Genomic DNA, 12,089 nt, shown 5'->3' with positions numbered 1-12,089 from the left:
GCGCTACACGGCGGCGAGTCGCTTCCGCACGCTTCCGGACGGCGGGGCGGGCTTGCGGCGCGGGAACACCTCGCCCGGCGTGGGGATGGGGCGCCGGGCCGGCTTAGGGGTTCCCGGGGCGGGCGCCGGGCCGGGCTGCGCCGGGGCCGGACGCTCGGCGGGCTTCGGCGCCGGCTTCTTGGCGGGCTCCTTGCCGGAATCGCCGTCCTCGGCCGTCCGGGCCGTCTGGACCGCCCGGACGCCCGGCAGACCACCGAGGAGCCCCTGGAACGGCTGGACGCAACGAGCGGGCCGGACCGGCTGGACGGGCCGCAAGGGGCCGCGGGAGGCCGGAACCGTGGGGACGGGGGCCTGGGCGGGGTCGGGGTCGGGGTCGGGGAACGGGCCCGGGGCGGGAAGGGCGCCGGGGACGGCTGAGGTGGCCGGAACGGCCGGCGGGTCGGATGCGGCCGGCGGGTCGGACACGGCCGGCGCGGCAGGCGTCCGGCAGCGGCGCAGGAGCGCGGCCGCGGTCGGGTTGCCGCGCAGGGCACGCAGGGCGGCGAGGTCGTCGGGGCCGGGCTCGTGACCGGCCTCCAGCGCCTCGGACAGGAGCGCGAAGTACCCGGCGGCCGTGCCGGGGAGGGCGTCGCGGTACCGGGCGAGGTCGGCGACCAGGAACGCACGCAACCGGGCACCCTCGCGCATCGCCTCGTCGAGCGACTCTGCGAGCCGGAGACAGTCCTGCACGTCCTCGGTGCGGACGGGACGGGAATGAAGGGCGAGGGCGAGGGCGCGGCGGAGCACACGCAGCTCCTCCGCGCCGAACGCCATGCCGCCGCGGGTTCCGTATGGCGTGGGCATAGGGGCGACGATACGCGCTAATCAGACAAATTCGACATAAGCGCGGGCGTGGCGTGCGGTGTGGCGTTCGCGTGCGTGTGCGTGTGCGTGTGCCGGCCGCACCCCGGACGTCTCACATGCGCGAGACGTTCCGCTCGTAGACCAGCCGCAGTCCGATGAGCGTGAGCCACGGCTCGTGCTCGTCGATCACGGAGGACTCCCCGAGCACCATCGGCGCCAGCCCGCCCGTCGCGATCACCGTCACGTCGTCCGGGTCGCCGGCCAGCTCCCGGGCCATGCGGCTCACGACCCCGTCGACCTGCCCGGCGAACCCGTAGACGATGCCCGCCTGCATGGCCTCGACCGTGTTCTTGCCGATCACGCTGCGCGGCCGGGCCACCTCGATCTTCCGCAGCTGCGCGCCCTTGACGCCGAGGGCGTCGACGGAGATCTCGATGCCGGGGGCGATGACGCCGCCGACATACTCCCCGCGCGCGGACACCGCGTCGAACGTCGTAGCCGTACCGAAGTCCACGACGATCGCGGGACCGCCGTAGAGCTCGACGGCCGCGACCGCGTTGATGATGCGGTCCGCGCCGACCTCCTTGGGGTTGTCGGTGAGGATCGGCACACCCGTCTTGACGCCCGGCTCCACCAGGACGGCCGGCACGTCGCCGTAGTAGCGCCGCGTCACCTCGCGCAGCTCGTGCAGCACCGACGGCACGGTCGCGCAGATCGCGATGCCGTCGATGCCGTCGCCCAGCTCGTCGCCGAGCAGCGGGTGCATGCCCATCAGGCCCTGCAGGAGCACGGCCAGTTCGTCGGCCGTGCGGCGGGAGTCCGTGGAGATGCGCCAGTGTTCGACGATGTCCTCCCCGTCGAACAGGCCGAGGACCGTGTGCGTGTTGCCGACGTCGATCGTCAGGAGCATGGCCGCTACTCCGCCTCGCGCAGGTCCAGGCCGATGTCCAGGATCGGCGAGGAGTGGGTCAGGGCCCCCACGGCCAGGTAGTCGACGCCGGTCTCGGCGTACGCCCTGGCGTTGTCCAGGGTGAGCCGGCCCGAGGCCTCCAGCAGCGCGCGGCCGTCGACGATCGCCACGGCCTCCTCGCACTCGCCGGGCGTGAAGTTGTCCAGCAGGATCAGGTCGGCGCCGGCGTCGACGACCTCGCGCAGCTGGTGCAGGGTGTCGACCTCGACCTCGACGGGCACCTCCGGGAAGGCCTCCCGTACGGCCTTGAAGGCCGCTGCGACGCCGCCGGCGGCCACCACGTGGTTGTCCTTGACCAGGGCCGCGTCGGAGAGCGACATGCGGTGGTTCGCGCCACCGCCGCACCGGACGGCGAACTTCTCCAGGGAGCGCAGGCCCGCGGTGGTCTTGCGGGTGTCGCGCACCTTGGCCTTGGTGCCCTCCAGTGCGTCCGCCCACGCGCGCGTGGCGGTCGCGATGCCGGACAGGCGGCACAGCAGGTTCAGCGCGCTGCGTTCGGCGGTCAGCAGGTCGCGCGTGCGCGTGGTGACCGACAGCAGCTTCTGCCCGGGCTGCACCCGGTCGCCGTCGTCGACGTGCCGCTCGACCTCGAACTCGTCGGCGCAGACGACCGAGAGCACGGCCTCGGCGACGCGCAGACCGGCCACCACGCCCGCCTCGCGGGCGGTGAAGTCGCCGGTGGCGACGGCGGTCTCGGGGATGGTCGCGACCGTCGTCACGTCCACGCCGTGGTCCAGGTCCTCCTGGATGGCGACGTTGGCGATGTCCTCGACCTCCACGGGGTCGAGTCCGGCGTCGGCCAGGAGCTGGGCGAGCGCGGGGTCGAGCCCGCACTCCAGGTACTCCTCGTCGGCGTCCGCGCCGCAGGCGCAGCCGTCGCCGCCGCAGCAGCCGCCGTTCGAGGCGAGGGGAAGGTCTTCGGTGCTCACTTGTGTCACTGCTCCTGGGGACGCCGGGGCGCGGGGGCCCCGGGGCGGGTCGGGGGGAAGTCCGCGGTGTCCGTGGTGTGCACGGCGAATTCAGCGGATGCGGCGCGATGGGGGCGCCCCGAGGCGTCAGGCACCGGGGGAACCTCGTTGGAGGGATGATGGCGGGAGACGGGCGCGAGGCCCGGGTTCAGCCGTACGACGATGTGGCGGCGCCAGTGCACGTCGTCGCGCTCGGCGTGGTCCTCGCGCCAGTGGCAGCCGCGGGTCTCCTCGCGCAGCTGGGCGGCGGCGACCAGGACGCGGGCCACGCACAGGAGGTTGGTGGCCTCCCAGGTGTCGACGCCGGGTTCGGCGGTCTTGCCGTTCTCGTCGAGGGCGCCACGGGCCTCGGTGTGCAGCAGCCGGAGCTGCCCGGCGGCCTTCTCGAGGGACTCGGCCGAGCGCAGCACGCCCGCGCCCTCCGTCATGATCCGCTGGATCGTGAACCGGGCCTCGGGGGCCAGCAGGGGGTCCGCGGGCTTCTCGGAGTACGGAACGGGCTGCGGCACGCGCGCCTGCAGGCCGTTCTCCGACTGCTCCCGCGCGATGTCCACGGCGATGCGCTCGGCGTAGACAAGGCCCTCCAGCAGGGAGTTGGAGGCGAGCCGGTTGGCACCGTGCACGCCGGTGCAGGCGACCTCGCCGCACGCGTACAGGCCGGGCACGGTGGTGCGGCCGTGGGAGTCGGTGCGCACGCCCCCGGAGGCGTAGTGGGCGGCCGGGGCCACGGGGACGGGCTCGGTGACGGGGTCGATGCCGTTGGCCCGGCAGGCGGCCAGGATCGTCGGGAAGCGGTGCTCCCACATGTCCGCGCCGAAGTGCCGGGCGTCGAGGAACATGTGCTCGGCGTCCTGCTCCTGCATCCGGCGCATGATGCCCTTGGCGACGATGTCCCGGGGCGCCAGTTCGGCCAGTTCGTGCCGGCCCACCATGAAGCGCACGCCGTCGGCGTCGACCAGGTGGGCGCCCTCGCCGCGCACCGCCTCGGAGACCAGGGGCTGCTGGCCCTCGGCGTCCGCGCCGAGGAAGAGCACGGTCGGGTGGAACTGCACGAACTCCAGGTCGGAGACCTCCGCGCCCGCGCGCAGGGCGAGGGCGACGCCGTCGCCGGTGGACACCGAGGGGTTGGTGGTGGCCGAGAAGACCTGGCCCATGCCGCCGGTGGCGAGTACCACGGCGGGCGCGCGCACGGCGCCCACGCCGTCGTGCTGGCCCTCGCCCATGACGTGCAGGGTCACGCCGGCGGTACGGCCCTCGGCGTCCGTGAGCAGGTCCAGGACGAGCGCGTTCTCGATGGTGCGCAGGCCACGCGCGCGTACCGCCTCCACGAGCGCGCGGGAGATCTCCGCGCCGGTCGCGTCGCCGCCCGCGTGGGCGATGCGGCGGCGGTGGTGGCCGCCCTCGCGGGTGAGCTGGATGTCTCCCCCGTCGTCGGTGTCGAAGTGCGCGCCGGTGGAGATGAGCCGCCGTACCGCGTCGGGGCCCTCGGTGACGAGGATCCGTACGGCCTCCTCGTCGCACAGGCCCGCGCCGGCCACCAGGGTGTCGTCCAGGTGCTGCTCGGGGGTGTCGCCCTCGCCGAGGGCCGCGGCGATGCCGCCCTGGGCCCAGCGGGTGGAGCCGTCGTCGAGGCGGGCCTTGGTGACGACGACCGTCGTCAGGCCGGCGGCCTCGCAGCGCAGGGCCGCGGTCAGGCCGGCCACGCCGGAGCCGACGACCACGACGTCCGCTGAGATGGACCACCCGGGCGCGGGCGCGTGCAGTCGTATGCCTGTGCTGGTCACGAGGCGGCTCCGAAGTTTCCGAAGGTGAGGGGCAGGTTGTCGATCAGCCGGGTGGTGCCCACCCGGGCGGCGACGGCGAGGACGGCCTCGCCGGTGAAGTCGTCGTCGATCTCGGTGAAGTCCGACGGGGCGACGAGCGCCAGGTAGTCGAGTTCGAGAGGCGGGTCGAGACGGGCCGCCTCGTCCAGGACGAGGCGGGCGGCCGCGCGGACGGCGGCGGCCGCACCGGGGGACGCCTTGGCGACGGCGGCGGCGTCGGCGGCGGCGCGGGACTCCCCGAGCGCGCTGAGCGCCTCGGCACGCGCACGCGTGGAGGGCACTTCGCGGGCCCTCGCGCGCAGCGCCTCCTGGGCCGCGTGCCGGTCACGGCCCGCGAACAGGGCCTGGGACAGGGCGAGGGCGGTGCGCCGCTCCCGGGCCGAGAGGTAGCGGTTGCGGCTGGACAGGGCCAGGCCGTCGTCCTCCCGCACGGTCGGTACGGCGACGATCTCCACGCCGAAGTCGAGATCGCGCACCATGCGGCGGATCAGGGCGAGCTGCTGGGCGTCCTTCTGGCCGTACAGGGCCACGTCGGGGCGGGTGAGGTGCAGCAGCTTGGCGACCACGGTGAGCATGCCGTCGAAGTGGCCGGGGCGCGAGGCGCCCTCCAGGCGTTCGCCCATGGGCCCGGCGGTGATGCGGACCTCGGGCTCGCCGCCCGGGTAGACCTCCTCGGCGGCGGGGGCGAACACGGCGTCGGCACCGGCCTGTTCGGCGACCTTGAGGTCGGCGTCCAGGGTGCGCGGATAGCGGTCCAGGTCCTCGCCCGCCCCGAACTGCAGCGGGTTGACGAAGACGGTGACGACGACCTCGCCCTCGCGGCCCGCGATCTCGCGGGCCGCCCGGATCAGGGTGGCGTGGCCCTCGTGCAGGGCGCCCATGGTCATCACGACGGCACGGCGGCCGGTGCGCACGCGCGCGTGCAGCTCGTCGGCGGTGCGCAGCAGAACTGTGGTCATCGGGCGTCTCCGTTCCCGGGCGCCGGTGTCACCGGGCGGCCCTCCGGTGCGTCGGCCGGCGCCACCCGGCTCGTCGGGTGCCCGACGCGTGCGGGGCCCGCCGGGCTTCCGGCGTCCGCGGGACCTGCCGGGTTCCCGGCAGGTGCGCGCACCACCCCGCTCGTCGCGTGCGCAGCGCGGGTCATCGGCCCTCTCCTTCGCCGCCGTCGGTGCGGTCGGCGCTGTCGCCGCCGTCCGTGCGGTCGGCGCTGTCGGTGCCGTCGGTGCCGCCGGCGGGGCCGGCGGGGCCGGCGGGGCCGGGGCCGCCCTCGCTGTCAGTGCCGGGGCTGCCGCCGGTGCGGTCGGTGCGAGCCCCGCCGGTTCCCCCGGCCCTGTGCCCCTCACGGGTTCCGGCGGCCCCCGCCGCCCCGTCCGCGAGGACATCCAGCAGGTCCTCGGCCAGCTCGGGCACCAGCAGGCCGTGGGCGAGCGCGCGGTCGGCGGTGGCGCGGGCCATCGCCAGATAGCCGGCCACGGTATGCGGGGCGTGCCGGCGCAGCTCGGTGACATGGGCGGCGACCGTGCCCGCGTCCCCGCGCGCGACGGGGCCGGTCAGGGCCGCGTCGCCGGAGCGCAGGGCGTTGTCCAGGGCGGCGCCGAGCAGTGGGCCGAGCATCCGGTCGGGGGCCACGACGCCCGCCGCGCGCAGCAGCTCCATGGACTGGGCGACCAGCGTCACCAGATGGTTGGCGCCCAGCGCGAGCGCCGCGTGGTAGAGCGGCCGCATCTCCTCGGCGATCCACTCCGGCTCGCCGCCCATCTCGATGACCAGCGCCTCGGCGGCCATCCGCAGCTCCCCGGGAGCGGTGACCCCGAAGGAGCAACCGGCCAGGCGCTGCACGTCCACCTGCGTGCCGGTGAAGGTCATCGCGGGGTGCAGGGCCAGCGGCAGCGCGCCCGCGCGCAGGGCGGGGTCCAGCACCTTCGCGCCGTACCGTCCGGAGGTGTGCACGAGAAGCTGTCCGGGCCGCACGGCGCCGGTCCCGGCGAGGCCCTCGACCAGCCCGGGCAGGGCGTCGTCGGGGACGGTCAGGAGCACCAGGTCGGCCCGCTGGAGCACCTCGGCGGGCGGCACCAGGGGGACCTCGGGGAGCATCAGCCCGGCGCGCCGTCTGGAGGCGTCGGAGACCCCGGAGACGGCCACCGGACGGTGCCCGGCGAGCTGGAGGGACGCGGCGAGCGCGGGGCCCACCCGGCCGGCGCCGACGACGCCGACGGTGAGCCGCGCGGGACGGTCCCTGGGGTCTGGCTGTTGGCTTGTACTCACGCGACGGTGGCCTTCCCGTTCCAGTCCGCTCCGGGTACCGGACGATTTCTCGTCATGTTAACGCTATCGGTCCGGGCGGGGTTCGGCCGTCCACAGGCTGTGGGGTACCGCACTCCTCGCGGCACCGGAAACCGCGGCACCCGAGATCGCGGCACCGGAAATCCGTGTGCCGGGCCCGGCCGGCACACGCGATGATCCGGAACATGAGCGATACGGCGGAGCAGGGCGCAGGACAGGAAGAGCGGGTCCCGGACGAGGAACGGCGCGAGCGGCTTCGCGAGCGGCTTCGCGAACGGCGCACAGGCGCGTACCGGAGCGCGGAGCGTGTGCTCGCGCGCCCTGGGTACCTGGGGACGCTACGGGAGCGGCTCGCGCTCCTGGACGGTGCGGCGGACCTCTACGACCTCGACGAGTCGTCGGACATGTACGGCAACGGCGTCGTCGAGGCCCTCGAGGAGAAGGTCGCCCACCTGCTCGGCAAGGAGGCCGCCGCCTTCTTCCCGACCGGCACGATGGCCCAGCAGGTCGCGCTGCGCTGCTGGGCGGGCCGCACCGGCAACCCGGCGGTCGCGCTGCACGCCCTGGCCCATCCCGAGGTGCACGAACGGCATGCCTTCAGCCAGGTCGCCGGTCTGCGCCCGGTACGGGTGACGAGCGAGCCGCGGCTGCCGACCGCCGAGGAGGTGCACGGCCTCGACGAGCCCTTCGGGGCGCTGATGCTCGAACTGCCCCTGCGGGACGCCGGTTTCCTCCTGCCCTCCTGGGAGGAGCTGGTGGCGGTCGTGGAGGCAGCACGCGAGCGGGACGCCGTGGTGCACTTCGACGGGGCCCGCCTGTGGGAGTCCACCGTCCACTTCGGCCGTCCGCTGACGCAGATCGCGGACCTCGCCGACAGCGTCTACGTGTCGTTCTACAAGTCCCTCGACGGCTACGGCGGCGCGGCGCTCGCGGGCCCGAAGGAGCTGGTCGAGGAGGCCAGGGCCTGGCGGCACCGCTACGGCGGCAACGTCTTCCAGCAGTTCCCGACGGCCCTGTCGGCCCTGGCCGGGCTCGAGCGGGAGCTGCCCCGCCTGCCCGGCTACGTGCGGCACGCGCGCGTGGTGGCCGCCGCCCTGCGCGAGGGGTTCGCGGCGGCCGGGCTGCCCTGGACGCGTCTGAACCCGGCCGAACCGCACACCAACGAGTTCCAGGTCTGGCTGCCTTACGACCCCGACATCCTCGCCCGGGCCGCGATCCGGACGGCCGAGGAGACGGGGACGATGCTCTTCGCGGCCGGCTGGGAGGCCAGGGGGCCGGGGCTCGCCTTCACCGAGGTCCATGTGCGGGCCGCCGGCCTGGAGTGGACGGCGGACGACGTGCGGGCGGCGGTCGCGGAGTTCGCCGCCCGGCTGAGGCAGGACGCGGGCGAGGAGGTCAGCGAGTAGCCCGCGGCCGCGGGCGCGCCCACCGGCCCAGGGACCGGCGCAGCCGGCCCTGGGCCGGGCGGCCCGCCAGTACCGCCCGCAAGCGCCGGTGGTCGCGCAGTCCGCGCACCACCTGCCGGTCGTGGGCGCCGGGCGCGGGCGGGGCGGGCTCGCCGTGCTGCCGGGCGCGGTGGACGTCGAGGGCGTACTGCTGGGTGATGCTCATGCCGTCCCAGGTTGCGCCAGTGCGCCGCCGAAGTCCCGTCGATCGACGGCCGCCGTCAAACGACGGCCGCGTTGTCAGTGGGGGCGTGCACCATGGGGGCATGAGCGTGCGCATCGACATCGCGGGGCTGCGGCCGGAGAGGGTCGCCGTCGTGACCTCCCCCCTGGCCGAGCTGTGCATGGCGCTGCACGCGCTGTCCGAGCCGGGGCACCACCCCGGGCTGCAGGGCTGGGTGACAGGCGTGACCGCCCGGCTGGACTCGCACCTGGCGGACCGGATGTGCGAGGCCGACTTCCTGTGGCGGGCGACGTTCTCGGACCTCTTCCTGCCGTACGCGGGCGTGCCCGGCGGGACCGCCCTGCCCGGCCAGAACCTCGCCGAGGAGCTGGACCTGCTCGACAAGCTGTCGGACGAGCAGTTCGTGGACGCGGCCCTGGAGTTCACCTGTGCCCTGCCGTACGGCGCTCCGGGCCCCGGCCCGCTCGCCGACTCCGCGCTGCGCCGCCGCGCCCTGGAGCTGGCCGCCGCGCGCGGGCCGCAGCAGGTGCGCTTCAGCGAGCGGCTGCTGGCCGACCCGCCGCGCATCCGGGCCTGGCTGCGGCAGTTCCTCCAGGACTGCGACGAGGCGTTCTTCGCCGAGACCTGGTCCCGGCTGCGGCACCAGCTCGCGGCCGACGCCCGCCACAAGACGGAGCTGCTGCGCCGCAAGGGCCTGGCCGAGGCGCTGGCGGCGGTGTCCCCGGCGGTCGCCCTGGACGAGGCGGCCGACCGGATCACGGTCGACAAGCTCGGCGAGGGCCGTACGGCCACGGCGGACGGCGGCCTGCTGCTCGTCCCCACGAGCCTCGGCTGGCCCCATCTGATGGTCCTGCACCGCTACGGCTGGCAGCCGGTGCTGCACTACCCGGTGGGCTCCCCGGAGCTGACCTCGCCGCCCTCGGTGGAGCAGCTGACCCTGCGGATGACCGCCCTGTCCCACCCGGTGCGGATGCGGCTGTGCCGCAGCCTGGCGCGCAGTGCGTTCACCACCGGCGAGCTGACCCAGGTGCACGGCATGACCGCGCCCGAGATATCCCGGCACCTGAGCGTGCTCAAGAAGGCGGGTCTGGTCAGCACCCGGCGCCGGGGGCGGTATGTCTACCACCAGCTGGACGTGGCGATGGTGGCCCGGCTGGGCAGCGACTTCCTCGAGGGGATACTGCGCTGACGGCTTGGCGCGTCCGGGTCGGTCGAACCGGATGTGCCGGACGCCGATCCGACGGATCGCCGCCCCCGAAGGGGCCGTTGATCCACAGGAGCATGCGGAGACCCTACCGACGCCACCGGCACCCGCGCGGGCGGTCAGCCGTGTCCGCCGGCCCGGACGAGCCCCGTCTCGTAGGCGAGGACCACGACCTGTACCCGGTCCCTGAGGCCCAGCTTGGTCAGGATGCGGCCCACGTGGGTCTTCACGGTCGCCTCGGACAGCACCAGCCGGGCGGCGATCTCGCCGTTCGACAGGCCCTGCGCGACCAGGATCATGACCTCGCGCTCGCGCTCGGTGAGCCGCTCCAGCTCCTTGTGCTGGGGCTCCTTGCCGGCGGTGGGCAGCATCGGCGCGAACCGGTCGAGCAGCCGGCGGGTGGTGGAGGGCGCGACGACGGCATCGCCGCTGTGCACGGCACGGATCGCGGCGAGCAGGTCGCCGGGCGGCACGTCCTTGAGCATGAATCCGGAGGCGCCCGCCTTCAGCCCGGAGAAGGCGTACTCGTCGAGGTCGAAGGTGGTCAGTATCAGCACCTTCGGCGGGTCGGGCTCGGAGCAGATGCGGCGGGTGGTCTCCACGCCGTCCAGCTTCGGCATGCGCACATCCATCAGCACCACGTCGACGGCGGTCGCGCGGAGCACCTGGAGGGCCTCGACGCCGTCGCCCGCCTCGGCGACGACCTCCATGTCCGGCTGGGCGGCGAGCACCATCCGGAATCCGGTGCGCAGCAGCACCTGGTCGTCGACGAGCATCACGCGGATCGTCATCGGGGTCCTCTCGTTCGTCATCGGCGGGTGCCGTTCGTTGTCCGGTCGGGTGCGGTTCGTCATCGGCGGGTCGGGTTCTTCCTCACCAGCGCGCCCGGCGGAGGCGTGACAGGCGTCAGCAGGGACGTGCATCGGCGTCAGTGCGCCGGTTTGAGCGGCAGCAAGGCGCTGATGCGGAAGCCTCCACCGGGGCGGGGGCCCGCGTCCAGCGTGCCGCCGACCATGCCGACGCGTTCCCGCATGCCGATCAGGCCGTGGCCCCGGCCGTCGGCGCCGCCCTCCTCGTACAACTCGTGCGGGGCACCCTTGCCGTCGTCCTCGACGAGCAGGCCGAGACCGTCGTCGAAGTAGACCAGGCGCACGCTCGCACCCGCGTTCGGCCCGCCGTGCTTGCGGGTGTTGGTGAGGGCCTCCTGCACGATGCGGTACGCGGTGAGCTCGACCCCGCTGGGCAGCGGGCGCGGGGTCCCCTCGACCTTGAAGTCCACGGGCAGTCCGGAGCCCCGGCACTGCTCGACGAGATCCTCGATCTGCTCCACGTCGGGCTGCGGCACGTACTCGCCGCCCTCCTGGTGCTCGCCGGTGCGCAGCACGCCCAGCAGGCGGCGCATCTCGGCAAGGGCCTGGCGGCCGGTTGAGGAGATGGTCTCCAGGGCCTTCTTCGCCTGGTCGGGCGCCGCGTCCAGGACGTAGGCGGCGCCGTCGGCCTGGACCACCATCACGGACACGTTGTGCGCGACCACGTCGTGCAGCTCGCGCGCGATCCGGGCGCGCTCGGCGGCGACCGCCACCTTGGCCTGCGCCTCGCGCTCCTTCTCCAGACGGGCGGTGCGCTCCTCCAGCTGCGCGAAGTAGGCGCGACGGGTGCGCATGGAGTCACCGAGCACCCAGGCGAGGGCGAAGGGCACCGTCTGGAAGACGGCTATCGCGACGTTGCCCACGGCGCTCGAGTGCTGCTGCGGCCAGCGGATCTGCGCGAGAGTCGCCGCGCACAGCCCGCCCACCAGGGCGAACCGGGAGGCCCAGCGGGCGCCGATGGCGGCGACCGTGTAGATGATCACCAGCATGGCGAAGTTGGCGACCGTCGTCTCGACGTCCAGCACCAGCTGCGCCACGCCCGTCGCCGCCGCCAGCAGCAGCATCTTCTCCGGCATCCGGCGGCGCAGTGCGACGACCGCGCCCAGCACGACGGACACCGCGAGTGCGGCACCGAGCGATCCGTGGTGGTCCGGCGCCCCGTTGACGCTCGATACGCTCACGCCGGAGATCCCGAGCAGGACGAGGGCCCAGGAGCCGTCGACCCACATCGGGTGCCTGCGGAGGAAGTCATAGAGGCGCTGCACGTAACCCAGAGTAGGGAAGCGAGATAGGTGCAGGGGTCAACCGGAGGACCGATCCGCGCTCGGCCCTCGTACTCCCCAAGGTGGAGGCTGTGATCACCTGTGCGCCTAGTCTGGCGGGGTGGCGGACGACACAGAGGGCGACGCGGCGGGCGGCGCGGCCGGCGGCGTGACGGACGACTCGGCGAACGGCGGGGCGGACGACTCGGCGAACGGCAGGGCGGGCGGCACCGCGGCC

11 protein-coding genes are annotated in these 12,089 nt (G+C 74.4%); 2 read left to right on the top strand and 9 right to left on the bottom strand.

Annotated features, from left to right (window positions below):
- Positions 1-3 precede the first annotated feature (3 nt).
- The 6 genes from ACH4UM_RS33760 to ACH4UM_RS33735 all read right to left on the bottom strand — a co-directional run bounded on the left by ACH4UM_RS33760 (position 4) and on the right by ACH4UM_RS33735 (position 6,869).
- Positions 4-843: a hypothetical protein gene (locus tag ACH4UM_RS33760; protein ID WP_398187857.1), complete on the bottom strand. Its 840-nt coding sequence runs from the start codon at positions 841-843 to the stop codon at positions 4-6.
- A 112-nt stretch (positions 844-955) separates the two neighbouring features.
- Positions 956-1,753, bottom strand: coding sequence for a type III pantothenate kinase (locus ACH4UM_RS33755; protein WP_398187854.1), 798 nt, complete (start codon positions 1,751-1,753; stop codon positions 956-958).
- Positions 1,754-1,758: 5 nt separating this feature from the next.
- Positions 1,759-2,742, bottom strand: coding sequence for a carboxylating nicotinate-nucleotide diphosphorylase (gene nadC, locus ACH4UM_RS33750; RefSeq protein WP_398187852.1), 984 nt, complete (start codon positions 2,740-2,742; stop codon positions 1,759-1,761).
- Positions 2,743-2,747: 5 nt separating this feature from the next.
- A complete protein-coding gene (locus ACH4UM_RS33745; RefSeq protein ID WP_398187850.1) occupies positions 2,748-4,565 on the bottom strand; it encodes an L-aspartate oxidase in 1,818 nt (605 codons plus the stop codon).
- Positions 4,562-5,563, bottom strand: a complete 1,002-nt coding sequence (gene panC, locus ACH4UM_RS33740) for a pantoate--beta-alanine ligase (protein WP_398187847.1) — start codon at positions 5,561-5,563, stop codon at positions 4,562-4,564. The genes ACH4UM_RS33745 and panC overlap by 4 nt, the downstream gene beginning before the upstream one ends.
- Before the next feature lie 181 nt (positions 5,564-5,744).
- Positions 5,745-6,869, bottom strand: coding sequence for a Rossmann-like and DUF2520 domain-containing protein (locus ACH4UM_RS33735; protein ID WP_398187844.1), 1,125 nt, complete (start codon positions 6,867-6,869; stop codon positions 5,745-5,747).
- 203 nt (positions 6,870-7,072) lie between these two features.
- Here ACH4UM_RS33735 and ACH4UM_RS33730 point away from each other — a divergent pair, with 203 nt between their 5' ends.
- Positions 7,073-8,293, top strand: a complete 1,221-nt coding sequence (locus tag ACH4UM_RS33730) for a threonine aldolase family protein (protein WP_398187841.1) — start codon at positions 7,073-7,075, stop codon at positions 8,291-8,293.
- Here the strand turns inward: ACH4UM_RS33730 and ACH4UM_RS33725 are convergent.
- The gene (locus tag ACH4UM_RS33725) at positions 8,283-8,498 is read right to left on the bottom strand and encodes a hypothetical protein (protein WP_398187838.1); all 216 of its coding nucleotides are present in this window, start codon (positions 8,496-8,498) and stop codon (positions 8,283-8,285) included. The two genes, ACH4UM_RS33730 and ACH4UM_RS33725, sit on opposite strands and share 11 nt — an antisense overlap.
- Before the next feature lie 100 nt (positions 8,499-8,598).
- Here ACH4UM_RS33725 and ACH4UM_RS33720 point away from each other — a divergent pair, with 100 nt between their 5' ends.
- Positions 8,599-9,705, top strand: a complete 1,107-nt coding sequence (locus ACH4UM_RS33720; protein ID WP_398187835.1) for a DUF5937 family protein — start codon at positions 8,599-8,601, stop codon at positions 9,703-9,705.
- A gap of 134 nt (positions 9,706-9,839) precedes the next feature.
- On the opposite strand, the gene ACH4UM_RS33715 is transcribed toward ACH4UM_RS33720, so the two are convergent.
- Positions 9,840-10,511, bottom strand: a complete 672-nt coding sequence (locus ACH4UM_RS33715; RefSeq protein WP_398187954.1) for a response regulator — start codon at positions 10,509-10,511, stop codon at positions 9,840-9,842.
- 137 nt (positions 10,512-10,648) lie between these two features.
- Positions 10,649-11,854 carry a sensor histidine kinase gene (locus tag ACH4UM_RS33710; protein ID WP_398187832.1) on the bottom strand — a complete coding sequence of 402 codons (1,206 nt, stop codon included), beginning with the start codon at positions 11,852-11,854 and terminating at the stop codon, positions 10,649-10,651.
- Positions 11,855-12,089: the final 235 nt, after the last annotated feature.

The organism is Streptomyces sp. NPDC020801 (assembly GCF_044334385.1).
Lineage (GTDB): Bacteria > Actinomycetota > Actinomycetes > Streptomycetales > Streptomycetaceae > Streptomyces.
The sequence above is the reverse complement of the archived record's forward strand: the minus strand, read 5'-3'. Positions and strand labels throughout refer to the sequence as shown.

What these genes read in the sequence shown, in the direction of transcription:
- ACH4UM_RS33760 (WP_398187857.1), bottom strand. Translation starts at nt 843, where the DNA reads ATGCCCACGCCATACGGAACCCGCGGCGGCATGGCGTTCGGCGCGGAG.
- ACH4UM_RS33755 (WP_398187854.1), bottom strand. Translation starts at nt 1,753, where the DNA reads ATGCTCCTGACGATCGACGTCGGCAACACGCACACGGTCCTCGGCCTG.
- panC (WP_398187847.1), bottom strand. Translation starts at nt 5,563, where the DNA reads ATGACCACAGTTCTGCTGCGCACCGCCGACGAGCTGCACGCGCGCGTG.
- ACH4UM_RS33730 (WP_398187841.1), top strand. Translation starts at nt 7,073, where the DNA reads ATGAGCGATACGGCGGAGCAGGGCGCAGGACAGGAAGAGCGGGTCCCG.
- ACH4UM_RS33725 (WP_398187838.1), bottom strand. Translation starts at nt 8,498, where the DNA reads ATGAGCATCACCCAGCAGTACGCCCTCGACGTCCACCGCGCCCGGCAG.
- ACH4UM_RS33720 (WP_398187835.1), top strand. Translation starts at nt 8,599, where the DNA reads ATGAGCGTGCGCATCGACATCGCGGGGCTGCGGCCGGAGAGGGTCGCC.
- ACH4UM_RS33715 (WP_398187954.1), bottom strand. Translation starts at nt 10,511, where the DNA reads ATGACGATCCGCGTGATGCTCGTCGACGACCAGGTGCTGCTGCGCACC.